Annotated in this window: 12 protein-coding genes and 1 tRNA gene; 2 read left to right on the plus strand and 11 right to left on the minus strand. The window is 64.4% G+C overall.

The features are described 5' to 3' along the window. Positions 1-320 precede the first annotated feature (320 nt). Positions 321-397 (plus strand) — tRNA-Met (locus tag K3152_RS13295). A 62-nt stretch (positions 398-459) separates the two neighbouring features. On the opposite strand, the gene acs is transcribed toward K3152_RS13295, so the two are convergent. Continuing rightward, the gene (gene acs / locus K3152_RS13300) at positions 460-2370 is read right to left on the minus strand and encodes an acetate--CoA ligase (protein ID WP_345719820.1); all 1911 of its coding nucleotides are present in this window, start codon (positions 2368-2370) and stop codon (positions 460-462) included. A 39-nt stretch (positions 2371-2409) separates the two neighbouring features. Continuing rightward, positions 2410-4416, minus strand: a complete 2007-nt coding sequence (locus K3152_RS13305; RefSeq protein ID WP_221574625.1) for a TonB-dependent receptor plug domain-containing protein — start codon at positions 4414-4416, stop codon at positions 2410-2412. Positions 4417-4520: 104 nt separating this feature from the next. Between K3152_RS13305 and K3152_RS13310 the strand changes: the two genes are divergently transcribed. After that, entirely contained in the window at positions 4521-5411 is an 891-nt protein-coding gene (locus tag K3152_RS13310; RefSeq protein WP_345719814.1) for an HpcH/HpaI aldolase/citrate lyase family protein, read from the plus strand. Here the strand turns inward: K3152_RS13310 and K3152_RS13315 are convergent. The 9 genes from K3152_RS13315 to K3152_RS13355 form a co-directional block, all read right to left on the minus strand. After that, positions 5408-6142 (minus strand): 3'(2'),5'-bisphosphate nucleotidase CysQ, encoded by a 735-nt coding sequence (locus K3152_RS13315; RefSeq protein WP_221574627.1) that lies wholly within the window; start codon positions 6140-6142, stop codon positions 5408-5410. The genes K3152_RS13310 and K3152_RS13315 overlap by 4 nt on opposite strands. A gap of 93 nt (positions 6143-6235) precedes the next feature. Further along, positions 6236-7657 carry a sugar MFS transporter gene (locus K3152_RS13320; RefSeq protein WP_221574628.1) on the minus strand — a complete coding sequence of 474 codons (1422 nt, stop codon included), beginning with the start codon at positions 7655-7657 and terminating at the stop codon, positions 6236-6238. 113 nt (positions 7658-7770) lie between these two features. Next, positions 7771-10146, minus strand: coding sequence for a glycoside hydrolase family 3 protein (locus K3152_RS13325; protein ID WP_221574629.1), 2376 nt, complete (start codon positions 10144-10146; stop codon positions 7771-7773). A gap of 85 nt (positions 10147-10231) precedes the next feature. After that, positions 10232-11431 (minus strand): MFS transporter, encoded by a 1200-nt coding sequence (locus tag K3152_RS13330; protein WP_221574630.1) that lies wholly within the window; start codon positions 11429-11431, stop codon positions 10232-10234. Next, positions 11418-12479 carry a LacI family DNA-binding transcriptional regulator gene (locus K3152_RS13335; RefSeq protein ID WP_221574631.1) on the minus strand — a complete coding sequence of 354 codons (1062 nt, stop codon included), beginning with the start codon at positions 12477-12479 and terminating at the stop codon, positions 11418-11420. The genes K3152_RS13330 and K3152_RS13335 overlap by 14 nt, the downstream gene beginning before the upstream one ends. A gap of 54 nt (positions 12480-12533) precedes the next feature. After that, on the minus strand, positions 12534-14036 hold the full coding sequence (locus K3152_RS13340) for a tryptophan halogenase family protein (protein ID WP_221574632.1): 1503 nt from the start codon (positions 14034-14036) through the stop codon (positions 12534-12536). Further along, positions 14033-15064 carry a cupin-like domain-containing protein gene (locus K3152_RS13345; protein ID WP_221574633.1) on the minus strand — a complete coding sequence of 344 codons (1032 nt, stop codon included), beginning with the start codon at positions 15062-15064 and terminating at the stop codon, positions 14033-14035. Before K3152_RS13345 ends, K3152_RS13340 begins: the two co-directional genes overlap by 4 nt. Continuing rightward, the gene (locus K3152_RS13350) at positions 15057-15776 is read right to left on the minus strand and encodes a SapC family protein (RefSeq protein ID WP_221574634.1); all 720 of its coding nucleotides are present in this window, start codon (positions 15774-15776) and stop codon (positions 15057-15059) included. Before K3152_RS13350 ends, K3152_RS13345 begins: the two co-directional genes overlap by 8 nt. Continuing rightward, complete coding sequence (locus K3152_RS13355) at positions 15773-17311, minus strand: tryptophan halogenase family protein (protein ID WP_221574635.1); 1539 nt, start codon at positions 17309-17311, stop codon at positions 15773-15775. The genes K3152_RS13350 and K3152_RS13355 overlap by 4 nt, the downstream gene beginning before the upstream one ends. Positions 17312-17347 lie beyond the last annotated feature (36 nt).

Consider the following 17347-nt stretch of genomic DNA (forward strand, 5'->3'; position numbering starts at 1 on the left):
GAAACCGGACAGCGCCGATGGTACTAGTGCTCAAGCACTGGAAGAGTAGGTCGTCGCCAGGCATTAAAGCCGGCGGGTGCGCGGGAAACAAACCCATTCACAAGTTCAAAAAAGCCGCTGCCGGGCATCCCCGAGCGGCGGCTTTTTAGTCTCTGGCCTCCGCGCCCGAGGCAAGGCCAAACGACCCGCAGGGTCGCAAGGCCGGAAGCGTAGTGTAACGCAGCTGACCAAAGGTCACCTGCACGGCCGCCCGAGCTTATGCGAGGAAAGCCAAGGCTGCGGACGCAGCCGCCGGCGCCTGAGGCGCCACAAAAAGGTACCGCGGGGTGGAGCAGTCCGGTAGCTCGTCAGGCTCATAACCTGAAGGTCGTTGGTTCAAATCCAACCCCCGCAACCAACTCAAAAACAAGCCCGCCATCACGGCGGGCTTTTTTGTGCCCAAGGCAAATGTGGGCCGGACTAAGCCTGTGCACCCTTGATCAGTGCATCGACAACCGCCGGTTCGGCCAGCGTCGAGACGTCGCCCACCTTGTCCGGCTCGCCCTCGGCAATCTTCCTCAGGATGCGCCGCATGATCTTGCCCGAGCGGGTCTTGGGCAGGGCGGGGGCGAACTGGATGGCATCGGGCGAGGCGATGGCACCGATTTCCTTGCGCACGAACTGGCGCAGCTCCTGCCGCAGCTCCTCGCTTTCGGGCTCGCCCGCGTTGAGCGTGACATAGGCGTAGATGCCCTGTCCCTTCACATCATGGGGCATGCCGACGACGGCGGCCTCGGCGACCTTGGGATGGGCGACAAGCGCGCTTTCGACCTCGGCGGTGCCCATGCGGTGGCCGGACACATTGATTACATCGTCCACCCGGCCGGTGATCCAGTGGTAGCCGTCGTCGTCGCGCCGGCAGCCGTCGCCGGTGAAATACATGCCAGGATAGGTGGTGAAATAGGTCTGGAAGAAGCGTTCGTCGTCACCCCACACGCCGCGCATCTGACCGGGCCAGCTCTGCGTGAGGCAGAGGTTGCCTTCTGCGGGGCCGGTAAGTTCCTTCCCGTCATTGTCGACCAACTTGGTATAGACGCCGGGCAGGGGCAGGGTGGCGCTGCCGGGCTTGGTCTTCACCGCGCCAGGGACGGGGGTGATGAGCATGCCGCCGGTTTCGGTCTGCCACCATGTGTCGACAATCTCGCAGCGGCCGTCACCGACAACCTCGTGATACCAGTTCCACGCCTCGGGATTTATCGGTTCGCCCACCGTGCCCAGAAGGCGGATTTGCGAGCGGTCGTGCTGCTTCACCCATTCGTCGCCCTCGCGCATGAGGGCGCGCAGGGCGGTGGGGGCGGTGTAGAAAATCGTCACGCCCAGGCGGTTCGAAGTTTCCCAGAAGCGCCCGAAGTCGGGATAGTTGGGCACGCCGTCGAACATCACCGTGGTCGCGCCATTGGCGAGCGGGGCGTAGACGACATAGCTGTGGCCGGTGACCCAGCCGACGTCGGCGGTGCACCAGAAGACATCTTCATCAGTCGCGCCAAACACTATGTCGAAAGTCGCCGTGACCCACAGCAAATAGCCGCCCGTGGTGTGCATCACCCCCTTGGGCTTGCCGGTCGAGCCGCTGGTGTAGAGGATGAACAGCGGATCTTCGGCGTTCATCTTTTCCGGCTCGCAGGTCGCAGAGACCTCTTCGCGCAAATCGTGCCACCAGCGGTCGCGCCCTTCGACGAAATTCACCTCGCCGCCGGTGCGCCGGACCATGATGACCGCTTCGACCGGGGACTTTTCCAGCGCCTTGTCGGCGTTGTCCTTCAGCGGGATGCGTTTGCCACCGCGCACGCCCTCGTCGGCGGTGACGAGCAATTTCGCGCCGCAGTCCTCGATACGGTCGGCAAGGCTGTCGGGCGAGAAGCCGCCGAAGACGACCGAGTGGATGGCCCCGATGCGCGCGCAGCCGAGCATGGCAAAGGCGGCTTCGGGGATCATCGGCATGTAGATAGCGACGCGGTCGCCCTTGCCGACACCGCAAGCCTTTAGCGCATTGGCGAAGCGGCAGACCTCTTCGTGGACCTGAGCGTAGGTAAGCGAATAGCCTTCGCCCGGTTCGTCGCCTTCGAAGATGATGGCGGTTCTGTCGCCACGCGTCGCGAGGTGGCGGTCGAGGCAGTTGACGGTGACGTTGAGCTCTCCGTCCTCGAACCAGCGAATGCCGAAATCGCCCTCGTCGAAGGAGCTGCGGTTGGCCGTGGTGGGAAAGCTGTACCAGTCGAGCCGCTTGGCCTCTTCCAGCCAGTAGCTTTCCGCATCCTCGTTCACGGCCTCGTGCCGCGCCGCCAGTTCCTGTGCATTCATCGCTTCGGCCTCTCTATCCCTTGGGGGCAGAGCATATCGGTCTCAGGCGCGCATGCAATTGGCTTGTGCTCAGTTCTGGAGCTTGAGGCCAATCCACAGGGTGCGCGGCGTGCCGAAGTCGATGGAGCCGCCCTGGTTGCGTGTGACGATGTCCTCGTCGGTCAGGTTCTCGCCGCGCAAGACAAGCGCGAACCGTTCGGTCAGCGCAACTTGCGCGAAGGCATCGAGCGTGGTCGCTGCGGGCAGGACGTTACTTTCGAGGTCGTCCTCGAACTGCTTGCCAACATGGCGCAGCGTTGCGGAGACCAGTCCGTCGGTGCCGATACGATAGCTCAGCGTCGCGCCGCCGACCCAAGCGGGTGTTTGCGAGGGGCGGTTGCCATCAAAGGCTGCGCCAGCCTGCTGCGCCTCGGCTTCGGTATAAGCGAGCGAGCCGTCGAAACGCAGAGGGCCGAAGGAGAGGCCAGCGCCCGCTTCGATACCGCGCGCATGAATGGCGTCAATGTTCTGGCGCTGGCGAGTGACCGGGTCGAGCGTGACATTGGCCACCGCGCCCTTCACCCGGTTGTCGAAGGCAGTGAGGGAGAGGTCGATGTCTTCGCTGGGCGAGAAATCCACACCGGCCTCGAAACCCTCCAGCTTTTCGTTCTCCAGCCGGGCGTTGGCATTGGTGGTCACCGGGAAGACGACGAATGGGCGGTAAAGCTCGTTCAATGTCGGCAGGCGCAGGCCGGTATAGGCAGCGGCGCGCAGTTTGAGCCCGCCACCCGCCTCGAACACCGCACCACCACGGAAGGATTCTTCCCAGCCGCTGCGATCGGCGTAGCTTTCGTTTTGCAGGATGGTGCCATCTGCATCGCGTGAGGTATAGAAGCCATTCCGGATGGTGTAGCGGTCGAGCCTTGCCCCTGCGGTCAGCGTCAGCGGCCCGAGCATGAAATCATTCTCGACGAAGAAGCCGAGGTCGGTATTCGTGCCGCCAGCGTTGCGACGTTCGCGCACCGAACCGGTAAAGGCACTCAGTGCGGTTTCGTAAAGCTCGCCGTCGCTGCGGCGGTAGTCGATGCCGAGGCGAAGGACGTTGCTCTCGCCAACCGGAGGACGGATTTCGAACTTGCCCCCGAGTCCGGTCGAAGGGGTGTTGCGCTGGTCGAGGACCGGCACGAAGCGCGTCGAGCTGATGACCACATTGGTGAAGTTGCGCGCTTGCACATAGGCCAGCGCGTCGAACTGCCAGTTGCCGCGGCCCACGAGGCGCAGGCTGGCGTCCTGCCCCGTGCTCGAACTGTCGGCGCCATCGAAGCGCAGCGTGCGGCGGTCGTCATAGACGAGGCCGCGTGCCTGCAATTCGACGGTGTCGGTCAGCGGAGCCACACCGCGCGCCTGGATAGAATAGCTGTCGAAACCGGCGCGGGTGCTGGCGTCGACGCGGTCGGCCTCGGGAGTGGTGAAAAAGCCCTTGTCGCGGTCCCACCGGCCCGAAATCACGCCGAAGCCGCTGCCGAGGTCGCCCGCGACATGCGCTGCGCTCTCGGTCCCGCCACGGTCGTTCACGTAAACATGACCGCCGAAATTGCCGAGCGTCGCCGCATCGGCGCTGGTTAGCTCAATTGTGCCCGCCAGCGCGCCTGCGCCGAAGGGGCCGGAGCCGCCGCCACGCGTAATCCGGGCGCTACCGAGCCGCTCCGGCGCGATGGCGGAAAAGGGGATGAAGCCAAAGAACGGGTCGGCCATGGGCACGCCGTCGAGCAGCACGAGAGCGCGGCTGGTGGCATTGCCGCCCAGCGAACGGAGTGTCGCCCCTTGCGCGCTGGGGTTGGACGAGCGGCTGTCCGAACGTCGGAATTGCTGGAAGCCCGCGACCGACGATAGCGCATCCTCGATACGGCCCGAGCCGGTCGAGACCAGCTGCTCGCGTTCGATAACCTGCGTGTCATAGGCTGGGGTAGCCGGTGTTTCCTCCAGCCCCGTGCCTGTCACGACAATGACCTCAGGCTCATCCGCCTCCTGCGCGAATGCTGGCTGGGTGCCGATAAGGGCAATCAAGGCGGAAGAAAGAGCGGGGACCCGGAGCATGGCTGCAAGCTCTAGCGCACATGGCATGCATCACAAGCCATCGCTTGACTTCGCAGCATCAGGTCGGCTCAAGCCGCACACGGAATCGAGAGAGGAAAATCCAAGTGTCGAAAGCTGCCATCCCGCCCCGCCATCGCTCGTGGCTGTTCGCTCCGGGCGACAGCGAGAAGAAGATGAACAAGGCGAGCGAGGGCGAGGCCGATATCGTGATCTTCGACCTCGAGGATGCGGTGGCGGATGATGCCAAGCCCGCGGCACGGCAGGCTATCGCGGCATTTCTCGGCACGCGCGACAATGCGGAGCACGACCGGCTGTGGGTGCGGGTCAATCCCCTCGACGGACCGCATACCGCGGATGACCTTGCTGCCATCATGCCTGCTCGGCCCGGCGGCATCATGCTGCCCAAGGCGCGCGGGCGGCACGATGTGGAGGAACTCGACCGGCTCCTCACGCCGCTGGAAATGGAACTGGGTATCGAGCCCGGCTCGACCCCGGTCATTGCGCTGGTGACCGAGGTGGCCGCAGCCATGTTCACCACCGGCGACTATGCAGGCGCGCCGCGTCTGGTTTCGATGACATGGGGTGCGGAGGATTTGGCGGATTCCATCGGGGCGCTTTCGAACCGTGGACCCGACGGCGAATACAGCTTCACCTACGAGCTTGCCCGCAGCCTGACGCTACTCGGCGCGGCAGCGGCAGGCGTTCCTGCCATCGAAACCATCGACGGCGATTTCCGCAATCTCGAAGGGTTGAAGGCGCGCGCCGAGAAGGTGCGCCGCGACGGCTATCGCGGGATGCTCGCCATCCATCCGGCGCAGGTGCCGGTCATCAACGCAGCCTTCACGCCCAGTGACGAGGAAATCGCCGAGGCCCGCGAGATTGTCGCGCTGTTCGAGGCGAACCCCGGCGCGGGCACCATCGGTCACAAGGGCAAGATGCTCGACCGCCCGCACCTCAGCCGCGCGCGGCAGCTGCTGGCGCAGGTCGAGGATTAAGCCGAAAGCTTCGCCACTTCCGCCAGCACGCGCTCGGCCCATTCGGGGCGGCAGATGAGCAGGTCGGGCATATAGGTATCGGCCTGGTTGTAGACGAGCGGGCTGCCGTCGATGCGGCTGGCGTGCATGCCATGCGCGAGAGCGACCGCTGCCGGAGCGGCGCTGTCCCATTCGTACTGGCCGCCGGTGTGAAGGTAGATTTCCGCTTCACCGCGCACCACCGCCATGGCCTTGGCCCCGGCCGACCCCATCGGCACGAGTTCGGCGCCGATAGCCTCCGACACGGCAACCGCTTCGGCAGCCGGGCGCGTGCGGCTGACGACCATGCGCGGAGTTTCGGCAGCGGCGGGCACATCGATTGGCGCATCGGTGCGCAGCACGCAGTCGAGACCGGGCAGGGCAACCGCGCCGGTTTCGGGCTTGCCGTTTACGCAGAGCGCGACATGGACCGCCCAGTCGCTGCGCGCTTCGCCATATTCGCGCGTGCCGTCGACAGGGTCGACAATCCACACACGCTCCTTCGACAGGCGCGCATCGGTGTCCTTGCTTTCTTCCGACAGCAACCCGTCTTCGGCGCGCTGCTGGGTCAGGGCGTGACAGAGGAACTGGTTTGCCGTCTGGTCGCCCGCCTTGCCGAGCGACTTGCCCTCGAACATGCCGCTCTCGCGGACCTGTATCAGAATTTTGCCAGCCACTTCGGCGAGGTGGGCGGCGAGTTCGGCGTCGGTCATGGGGCGTCCCTGTAGGTCTGAAAGAATTCGGGGGCCGCATGGCAGACCGAAGCCGCCTTGCGAACCCCCGAAGAGCGTCTTGAATGCGAATTCTTATGCGGTGGCAGGACGCCGCGCGAAGATTCCGAACATTGCGATAATCGCATAGCAGGCAATCGGCAGGATCAGCGCGGTGGCGAGGCTGCCGCTGGCGTCGGCAATGACACCGTAAAGCAGCGGAACCACTGCGCCGCCGAAGATGGCGACGTTGATGATGCCCGAACCGTCGGCTGCCCGCGGACCCAGCTTCTCGCAGGCGAGCGAGAAGATGGTCGGGAACATGATCGAGTTCATCAGGCCCACGGCAAGCAGGCTGTAAGCCGAGACTTCACCCGTCGTCAGGATGCTGATGAGGATGAGGGTAATCGAACCCGTCGCGTTGAAGGCGAGGATCTTGCCCGGCGAGAAGATGCGCAGGAAGTAGGAGCCGATGAAACGGCCCACCATCGCACCGCCCCAGTAGAGGCCGATCATCCAGCCGATGACGCTTTCGGGCTCGCCAAGGACGCGGTCCTGAGCGAGGTAGTTGATGATGATCGAGCCGATCGAAACCTCTGCACCCACGTAGAGGAAGATGCACAGCGCGCCGAAGCTGAAGCGTTTGCGCGTCAGCAGGTCGTTGTCATAAAGCCAGGTCATCGGGGCTGCAATGATAAGCAGCACGCCAAGCCACGCGTTGACGTTGATCGCGAGTACGGCGCCGATGACGATGATGGCGAGGCCGATGAGATAACGGCCGTTGGAAACGAACTCGTTCTCGCCCATCATCTTGGAATCGTGCGGCAGGCGGTTGCGGAACAGCCACACGGCCAGCGCCACGACCGCAATGAGGGCGGCAACGCCAAGGTAGCCCTGCCAGATGGCCTCGCTCTCGGCCTGGCGATAAGCCGTGAGTTCTGCGCCGGAAAGCTGGTCTGCACTGACATTGGCGAGGCTGCCGAGGATGACGGCGGCACCCACAATCGGGAAGACCGTCGTACCGAGCGAGTTGAAGGCCTGCGCGAAGGTGAGGCGGCTATGCGCCGTCTTCTGCGGCCCGAGCAGCGAGATCAGCGGATTCGCCACGACCTGCACGATGACCACGCCGCTGGCGAGGATGAACAGGGCGAAGAGGAAGATCTCGTAAGTCGCCGTCTGGCTGGCCGGGATGAACAGCAGGCAGCCGACCATCATGGTCAAAAGACCCGCCACCGCGCCGCGCATATAGCCCAGCTTCTTGACCAGCTTCGCGCCGGGAATGCCGATGACGAGATAGGCGAAGAAGAAGCAAAACTGCACCAGCATCGCTTCGGTGTAGCTGAGCGTGAAAAGCTCTTTCAGCTTCGGGATGATCACGTCGTTGAGCGAGGTGATGCCGCCGAAGATGAAGAACAGGCCGAAGACGAAGTAGTTGAGGCCCGGGGCATGAATGCCGCCGCCCTCTTCCTCGATCGGCATCGGGTCGGTGCTAGACGAAACGTCTGGTGCGAGTGCCATTATCAGTATTCCTCCCAGAAGCCGGCGTCAGTCCCGCGACCCGGCGTATTCCTCACGAAACGCTGTGTGCCAGCCTTTTGGCGCGACACAAAGCGAATATGAATTTAAGCGGCTCAGAACGAGCAGGCGGTCCCTTCGGCGAACTCCTCGCGCACGACGGTGCCGATGTTGATCTTGAACGGCCCCTGCGACGTGATCGTGAGCGAAGGCCCAAGGTCCGCCATGCAGTCTTCGGTCAGGATCATCTCGCGATAGCCCTTGCCTTCGGCGACCGAGAGCTGGTCCGTGATGTCGAGCGGCTCGCTTGCGCCGGTCTTGATGTAGACAGCAGCAGAAGGACGGGTCTGGACCTCGTAGGTCACGCGGTAACCCGGGCCGTTGTCGCCGCCAGCCTGCGTCAGTTCGAGGAACGCGCCCGGACCGAAGCTGACAGCGCGGGCGTCTTCCTGCGTATTGCGGTCGAGGCCGACTGCGGAAATGCCGCCCGCTTCGCCGCGAAGATTGTCGAGCTTGCCGGTGGCCGTATTAGCCAGCACGCCGTCTGCAAGGCGGCCGCTGACATACCAGTCGGCAGCTGCGCCGGCCATCAGCGGGGCGCAATCCTCGTCGAGCGTCGGGGTTGCCGAGGTGTCGGTGAGCGAACGGCCATAGCCGACCGGAAAAAGCGCGCCTTCGGGACCGTTCAGGGGGCCGAAGTCGCAGGTCGCAGGCCAGCTAAAGCCGAGCTTGCCGGTCGCGGGCACCTTGCCGGTGAGGACATCGGCCACGCCTGCGCCTTCGCTGCCCGGCAGCCAGCTTGCCACGAAGGCATCGGCGACGTTCATCTCGCGGTTCATCCACATCGGGCGGCCCGAGAGGAAGACGGCAACCGTCGGTACGCCTTCGGCCTTGAACTTGCGAAGCAGCTCAAGGCCTTCCTCGTCGGTGAAGCCAAGGTGCTTACGGTCGCCAGCGAATTCAGCGTAGGGCTCTTCGCCAAAGACAACCACGGCGACATCGGGCTTGGTGGTGTAGCTGCCGTCCGAAGACAGCGCGGCCGTGCCGCCACTTTCCTTCGCTGCCGTCTCGAGACCCTTCCAGATGGAGGTCGCGCCGGGGAAATAGCTGTTGTCGAGGTCGCCGCCGCCCTGCCAGGTCAGCGTCCACCCGCCCGAGGCCTGCGCGATGTCGTCTGCGGCCGTGCCTGCGACGAGGATGTTGGCGCCCGCCTTCAGCGGTAGAACGCCATTGTTCTTGAGCAGGACCTGCGACTTTGCGACCGCCTCGCGCGCAATTGCGCGGTGTTCGGCCGAACCGATGAGTTCGTACTGGCCAGCATTGGGGCGGCCCGAGGGCTGGACGATTTCGTCGAGCAGGCCCGCACGCATCTTCACGCGCAGCACGCGGCTGACGGCTTCGTCGAGACGCGACATCGGGATGGTGCCGTCCTCGACTTGGCTGACCAGCGTTTCGAGCAGGCCCTTCCAGTCGTCGGGGACCATGTAGATGTCGAGGCCTGCGAGGAGCGACTGCGGGCAGTCGGTGTTGGTGCAACCCTTGACCTGTCCGTGGCCGTTCCAGTCGCCGACCACGAGGCCGTCGAAGCCCAGTTCGCCGCGCAGAACGTCGGTAAGGAGATACTCGTTGCCGTGCATCTTGCGGCCGTTGATCGAGTTGAAGCTGGCCATGATGGCCTCCACGCCCGCATCGATGGCGGCGGGGTAGGGCGCTGCATGGATGGCCTTCAATGCTTCGATATCGCCGGTCACTTCGCCCTGGTCGACACCCTGGTCGGTGCCGCCGTCGCCGAAGAAGTGCTTGGCGGTTGCGATGACATGGCCCTTGCCGAGGCGGTCTGGGTCACCCTTGGCGCCCTGCAGTCCCTCGACCAGCGCCGCGCCCAGGGGGGCGACGATCTTCGGGTCTTCGGAATAGCTTTCGTAGGTCCGGCCCCAGCGGTCGTCCTGCGCCACCGCGATGGTGGGCGAGAAGTTCCAGTCGATGCCAGTCACTTCGATTTCGACCGCCGTGGCATGGCCGATGCGGCGGATGAGGTCGGCATCGCGCGTCGCGCCCAAAGCAATATTGTGCGGGAAGATGGTCGCGCGGATGACATTCGTGTGGCCGTGCACAGCGTCGGTGCCCCACATGGTCGGGATGACCGGCTCGCCGTTTTCCATGGGCTCGACCGAGGCGAGATACATCTCGTCGGCGAGTTTCAGCCATTCGCTGGCTTCGGCATATTCGTCGCCGTAAGGGCCGCCGTTGCCGCCGTTCAAATAGCTGCCGAAGCGATAGCGGCGCATGTCCTCGGCGGTGAAGCTGTTGATCTGCGGCTGGATGAGCTGGGCGACCTTGCGCTCCACGCTCATGCGCGAGACGAGGTCCGCGACGCGCGCATCCTCTGCCGAGCGGGCATCGGCGACCGGAGTCGATTCGACTTCCGCCGGTACCGCATTGCATCCTGCGAGCGCGAGTGCCGCGCCCGACGCCAAGAAAAACGCCTTCATATCCATCATCCCTCTGCGTTCCCTATTTGGTTGAGAACGTTCTCAATCGCGAGGAGTGCCATGTGGCGCTGCCAAAATCAAGCTGCTAGTTGGAGCGGGGCATGGTGAGCAGGAGTCCGGTTGCAAGCGCGGTCAGCACCGCCAGCACAAGGAACAGGCCCGCAAAGCCGAAAACCGGCACGAGGCTGAGGGTGAGCCAGGGCATGATGAGGCTCGGCACGGTGTTGGTGAGATTGAACAGGCCGAGGTCGCGCCCGCGTGTTTCAGGCCTTGGCAGGACGCGCAGCGTCTGGCTCGAGTGCAGCGCGAGGAACACGCTGGTCGAGAGGCCGAAGACGACGTAACCTGCGATGGCACCTCTCAGGTCGCCCGACAGCGCCATCAGGACGAGGCCTACAGCGCCGATTCCCGCGCCCAGTGCCAGCGGCAGGATGGGACGGTCGTGCCGGTCCGACCACCGACCGGCGAGCAGGGCGGCCGGGACCGACAGGACAAGGACGATCGCGAAAATGCGTGCCGTATCATTGTCGGTGAAGCTCGGATCGATCCCGGTGAACCAGATGAGGAGGTAGGCGAAAAGCGCCGCTTCCGCGATCTGGACCAGCAGCCGGGCGAGCCACATGCGCGAGACCGCGCTGCGTTTGAACCGGCGCGGCTTGGGAGCTGCTTCGGCTTCGCTCGTCATCAGCTGCGGCATGGCGCGCGGCTGGCCCAGCAGCAGCACGGGCAGCACCATTGCGGCAACGAGGCCGGCGACCAGCCACAGCCTTTCGTCGGGAGAGGCGAGGCCCGGGATCGTCACCAGCGCGCCCGAAGCCGCACCGAGGGCTGGGGCAAATGACAGCAGGCCGCCGAGGAAGCCCTTCTGCTCGTCGGGCACGACGTCGCCCGCCCATGCCGCGAGCGGCCCGAGCATCATGTTGAGGCCGAACTGCCAGCCTATGATGAGGACTATCAGCGGCACGGTGTCCTGGGCCGTCGGCACGCTCACGAGTAGCGCGAAGGACAGCGCCAGCCCGGCGAAAATCCACGGTCGGCGGGTACCCGTGCGGTCGCTCGCCCAGCCGAAGGCGATATTGCCGAGGCTGGCGGAAATGGCTCCGGCAAAGGCGATATAGGCGAGCAGGTCGATAGCACCTTCGCCTGCCATGTCTTGCGCGCGCAGCGGGAGCAGCAGGGTCAGGAAGGGCACATAGGACACCGCGCCGCCCGCGACGGCAAGCGCGTAGAGCCACAGGAAGCGCAGCGACTGGCGCTGCGGCTGGGTGGTCTCAGTTTGCGCCATTGCCCGGCACGCGCGCGGTCGAGCCGCGGACCACGAGTTCGCCATGCACCGAGATCACGCCTGCAGGCTTGGCTTTCTTGCGCGCCTCGATCAGCAGTTCCACCGCGCGCGAGATGGTCGCCGAGATCGGCTGGTCGACGGCAGTCAGCGGCGGCTGCGTGAAACGCACGATCGGCGAATTGTCGAAGCTGACCAGCGAGAGGTCCTGCGGGACTTTCAACCCGCGCTTGCGCGCAACCTCTAATGTGGCGAGCGCCATCTGGTCGCTGCTGGCGATGATGGCGGTGGGCGGATCGTCGCTCTCGAGCAGGGCGGTGGCGGCGACAATCCCGCTGTCGAAGCCGAAATCGCCTCTCTCGCACAGGTCTTCGCACGGCAGTTCTGCGTTTTCCATCGCCTGTCGCCACCCGGCGATACGGCGGTCGGAGAGGCTGAAATCTATCGGCCCTGCGATAAATCCGATGCGCTCGTGCCCCAGTTCGATGAGGTGGTCGGTCGCAAGGGCGCCATGGAAACGGTCGCCCATGGTGATCGCGAAACCCGGTCCCTCCTCGGTCGTGCCGATACGTGCAAAAGGGATCCCGCGCTCGGCCAGCAGGCCGGTAATCAGCGGGTTCTCCGAATGCGGCGGGGTCAGGATGACACCGTCGGGCTGGAGCGCGGCGATGGCTGCGGAAAGCTCCCGCTCGACATGGTCGCTATGCGTGTCGACGAGCTCGATGAGCATGCGATAGCCGTGCTCGGCGCAGGTCAGCATGCCGCCAAGGAGCATCTGGTCGACCCAGTCGCGCCCTTCGCGCGCGCGCCAGTCGGAAATGGTCGCGTCGCGGTCGTTCAAGGCGAGGATGAGATAGCTGCGCGAGCCGCTCATGCGCTGGGCCGCGATGCTGGGCACATAGCCGAGCTTGTCGATGCTCGCCTGCACGCGCTCCTTCATGGCGGGGCGCACATTGGGCTCGTTGTTGATGACGCGGCTCACCGTCTGCAGGGAAACCCCCGCATCGGCTGCCACGTGCTTGATAGTTACCGACTGGCGCCGCCGAGCCATTCGCCTGATCCCTCCAGAAATTCCAGTTCGCTTCCGATCCCTGCCTGCCCCTCCTCAGGCGGGAACCGGTTCCTTCGCGCCGCAATAACGGCTGACATATTCATGATGCGCGGGAAGTGCGGCAACCGTCTTGCGCGTGTTTTCCCTGATCAGTGCGAGGAATTTCGTCAGTTCCTCGTCGCCCATCTTGCGCGCTACGGGGTGATGCGATTGCGGGAAGATTCCCTGTCCCATCATCACCTGCACCCAGCTATTCTCGGCAAAGAGTTCGTCCGACTTGCGGAACACGCGACCGGATTCGCGGAACAGCTCGATTTTCTGCTTGAGGCTCTGGGGAATATCCATGGTCGCACACTGGCGCCAGAACGGGCTGTCGCGCCGGTCGGTGGCCTTGTAGTGCAGGATGAGGAAATCACGGATCTGCTCCATGTCGAGCAGCTGCTGGTCGTTGAATTCGGCGACGTCGCTTTCCTTCACCTCGCCACCCGGCATGATGCGCAGGAAGCGGATGATGGCGCGCTGGATGAGATGGATGCTGGTCGATTCCAGCGGTTCCATGAAGCCGCTCGACAGGCCGACCGCGATGCAGTTGCGGTGCCATTGCTTGCGCCGCGCACCGGTCAGGAAGCGCAGGCGGTTGGGCTTCGACACGGTCTCGCCGGTCACCGTGTCGAGCAGGCGCGCCTCGGCCTCGTCGTCGCTGAGGTAGCGGCTGCAATAGACGATGCCATTGCCTTGCCGGTGCTGTAGCGGGATGCGCCATTGCCAGCCGGAATCATGCGCGATGGCGCGGGTATAGGGGATCGGCGGTTGCACGCTCCTGGTCTGGACCGCCACGGCGCGGTCGCAGGGGAGGTAATGGCTCCAGTCGTCATAGCCGACGTGCAGCGCACCTTCGATGAGAAGCGCGCGAAAACCGGTGCAGTCGATGAACAGCTCGCCCTCGATGCGCTTGCCGCTTTCGAGCAGGAGCGCTGCGATATTGCCGCTCTCGGTATCCAGCTCCACCTTGGCAATCTTGCCCTCGACGCGCGTCGTGCCTGCGGCCTCGGACAGCTTGCGCAGGTAACGCGCATAGCTCGTCGCGTCGATCTGGTAGGCGTAGTTCAGGCTGCGATCGGGCAGGTGGGCGAATTTCTTTTCGAAGCCAGCCTGCAATTCGAGGCAGTAATCGTCGTAGCTGTAGTCGATGCCGCGCTCGCGGCCCTCGAGCCAGAAGTGCCAGAAGCCGGCCGACCAGTGATCCTTTCCGGTGGAACCGAAGGAATGGAAATATTCCTCGCCGTCCTTGCCCCAGTTCTCGAAATTGATGCCCAGCTTGAAGGTGGCGTTGGTCTCGCGCATGAACTCCGCTTCGGGAATGTTCATGATCTCGTTGAAGGCGATCAGCGGCGGGATGGTGCTTTCGCCCACGCCGACCGTGCCGATGGCATCCGATTCCACCAGCGTCACTTCCGCGGCCCGCCCCATCGTGCGCGAAATGGCTGCCGCGGCCATCCAGCCTGCGGTGCCGCCACCGGCAATGACGATGCGTTTGGGGGTGCGCTGTGTGCTCATCGCGAAAGTGTCCTGAGTAGAAAGGCGCGCAGTTGGCCTGCGGTTTGCGCCGTGAGAGGTGCCAGCGCCCCACGGGCGTCGGCGGGAATGTGTTCGGCGACCTGCGGGTCGTTTTCGAATACGTAGTGGTCGAAAAGCGCGCGCCAGATGGCCTTGTCGTCATCGGGCAGGTCGCGGATGGCAAGGATGGCGTGATAGAGCGCTTCCTGCGGCTGGCCGAGGAAGTTCGCTGCGCGCCGCCACCAGTAATTGATCAGCACGTTGAAATCGGCGAGCCCTTCGACATGGTGCCACCACATCGACGGGATGAAGAGCGCATCACCCGGCTCGAGCTCGGCCACCTGCGCCACTTCCAGCGCATCGGCGAAGCGGGGGAAGGCATCGAAATCGGGCGCATGGAAATCGACCATGCTCACCGCGCGGCCCGCGGGCGTGTTGTCGATCGGCCCGAGGTAGAGATTGTCGAACTGGTCCGGCGGGAACAGCGTGAAGCGGCGGCGCCCTACCGCGCAGCAGGCGAGGTTGTCGGGAAAGTCGTTATGCGCCGCAATGCGGGTTCGCCCGCCGATCCAGATGCTCTGCAGCGGATTGTGATCCGCAACGGGCGAGGGATTGGCATCGACCAGTCCGTCGAAAAACACCTTCATGTCGATCGAGCCGAGATACATCAGCGGCGCATCGATCTTGCCCTCGTGTTCGTCGTAGTGGCGGAAAATATCGGCGAGCCTGGCCTGCGAGGTGCGGAAATTCACCTTCATGTCCTCGCCGTAGAACAGCCGGCCGCCGCCGCCATCTTCGCCGATCGAGACGGTGAAGGGGACATTGTGCGCCTTGGAGAGGATATGCTCGCGCGCGTCTTTCGCCGAGGAAAGCCCGGCTTCGACGATCGGCCAGTCGCGCACGAGCCCGCGCGCAATGAAGGGCTCGCGCGTTTGCGACACGGCAGCCATCAGCGCATCGTGGTCGGCGACCTCGCGCTCGGGCACGCTTCTCATGGAAGCAAAAATCGAGGCGTCGGCCTCAGCCAAGGTTTTCCTTCCGGTCCTTGCGGGAAATCAGCCCCGAGAGCTGCGAAAGCGAGGCGAGCGCCATGAAGATCGGCGTCAGCATTCCGGTCTGGCGCAATTCGTCGAGCGCGGTCACGTCGAGCGCGAAGAACTTGTCTTCGTTGATGATGTGATAGCCGACCAGCGACTGGCGCGTGCCGTTGCTCAGCGGCACGTCGAGGCTGAAGGGCTCGAGCAGGTCGTAACGCTCCAGCGCCTGGAAGAAGGCCGGGGTTTCCTGGAACCAAGCGTGCAGCGCGCCGAGCTGGTCGCTGATCCGTTCGAGGAAGGGCGTCGGACGGCCATCTTCGTCGAACACGCGCGTGCCTTCGCCGCTGGTCGAAACGCGCGGGTGGTCCATGTCGATATGGACCTGCGGCTCGCCGCCTTCCTCGCGCGGACGTCCGACCAGGAAGGGCTTGATGCTCATCGAGAGCGGGATGTAGCTGGCGTCCCACTTGTCGCCCTCGAGGTAGAGGTTCTCGCCATTCTCGAAGCCCAGCATGGCAAGCGCGTTGAAGCCGCTACCGTCGTCGTTGCGGCGGAAGAGGATGGGATAGTCGCCCTGCACCTGGCGGAATTCATGCGGTACGATAAGGCACGCCATGACCGCGTCGCCCCGCTCCACACCATGGTCGGTATGGATGCGCAGTTCGGCGTGTTCCTTGGTATTCAGGCTCTGGTGGTTGCTCATGATCCGGCCAATTCTCCGTGCGCGGCAGGGTTCGCCGCGATGTTATTCATTCTGTCGAGGTAATCCCGATTGCTGGGCAAAGCCGCAAGCAGCGCCCGTGTCTTTTCCCGCATTGCGACCGCCCCTTGTGCAGTCGGCGCGCGCGCGAGGCTGGCAGGCAGGTCGAAACCCATGCCGTAGAGCACATATTGCTGGCTGGCGGCGGAAAAGATTTCGTCCTGCTGCGGGAAATCCCAGTTCGAGGGCGGTGCGTCGCGCCACAGTTCCAGTTGCGCGGCAAGGCGCGGCGGAATCGATGCAGCCTCGCGCTGGGCTAGCCAGTAGGGCTCGCTCCGCCGGCTCAGCACGTAATGCAGCTTGAGGAATTCGACGATGCGATCCCAGCGATAGAGGAAGCGCTCGTTGAACTTCTCCGCATGGAGCGCGGCGGTCTCGGGCCTCTCGGGAAAATTCTCTGCCAGCATGCGGCAGGACAGTTCGATCATCACGATGGCCGAGGCTTCCAGCGGTTCGATGAAGCCGGCCGACATGCCGATGGCGAGGCAGTTGCCGACCCAGAATTTCTCGCGGTGTCCGGTAGGGAAGGCGAGCTTGCGCGGCGCGAGCTGGCTCCGGTCGGCGTGGGGGAGGTGCTCGGCGATATAGGCATCGAGCAGCTCGGCGGCCCGCTGGTCATCGATGAAGCGTGAGGAATAGACGCAGCCGATGCCGCGCCGGGTCGGCAGGGCAATATCCCACAGCCAGCCCGCTTCATGCGCGGTGCCGACGGTTTGCGAGGCAATCGGGCTGCCCGCTTCGACCGGGACCTGCACGGCAAGCGCGCGGTCGTTGAAGGAGACATCCGAGCGGTCGACCCAGCCGCTGCCGCAATGCTCGCCGATGAGGAGCGCGGCCATGCCGGTGCAATCGATGAAGAAATCGGCTTCCAGCCTGCCTGTTTTTGCCAGCAGCAGGCCTTCGATCGAGCTTCCCTGCGGGCCGAGAACCTTGTCGACCCGGTCGGAAATGTGCGTGACGCCGAGGCGGGTGGTCGCGTGGCGCTTGAGCAGCTCGGCAAACTTTCCCGCATCGAGATGGTAGCCATAGTTCAGTGTGCCGGCATAGTCGGGCATGGCGCGTTGGCGGGGCGCAAGGTCGCGCGCGCAGACATCGGCCTGCGGCGACATGGCCTGCGCGAAAGTCTCGTCGCCGTCGCGGAATGCGGCGAGTACCTGTCCGGTCTGGGACGCGGGCGGGGCGGTAAAGGGGTGGAGGTAGCTGTCGCGTTCGCTGCCATCGACCCATCCGTCGAAGCGCGAACCCTGTTTGAAGCTGGCATCGCATTCCCGCAGGAACTCGGTTTCGGGAATGCCGAGGGTGCGCAATGTCTCGCGCATCGTGGGCCAGGTGCCTTCGCCAACGCCGATGGTGGCGATGTCGGGGGCTTCGATGAGTGTGATCGCAAGGTCGGGCCTGCGCGCGGCGAGCAGACCGGCTGTTAGCCAGCCGGCTGTACCGCCACCCACTATGGCAACCTTGTCGAATGTCCCGGGCATTTGATGACCTATAGCTGTCTCTTAGCGAGGCACAAA

Origin of the sequence: Qipengyuania polymorpha (genome assembly GCF_019711435.1) — a bacterium.
Classification (GTDB): domain Bacteria; phylum Pseudomonadota; class Alphaproteobacteria; order Sphingomonadales; family Sphingomonadaceae; genus Qipengyuania; species Qipengyuania polymorpha.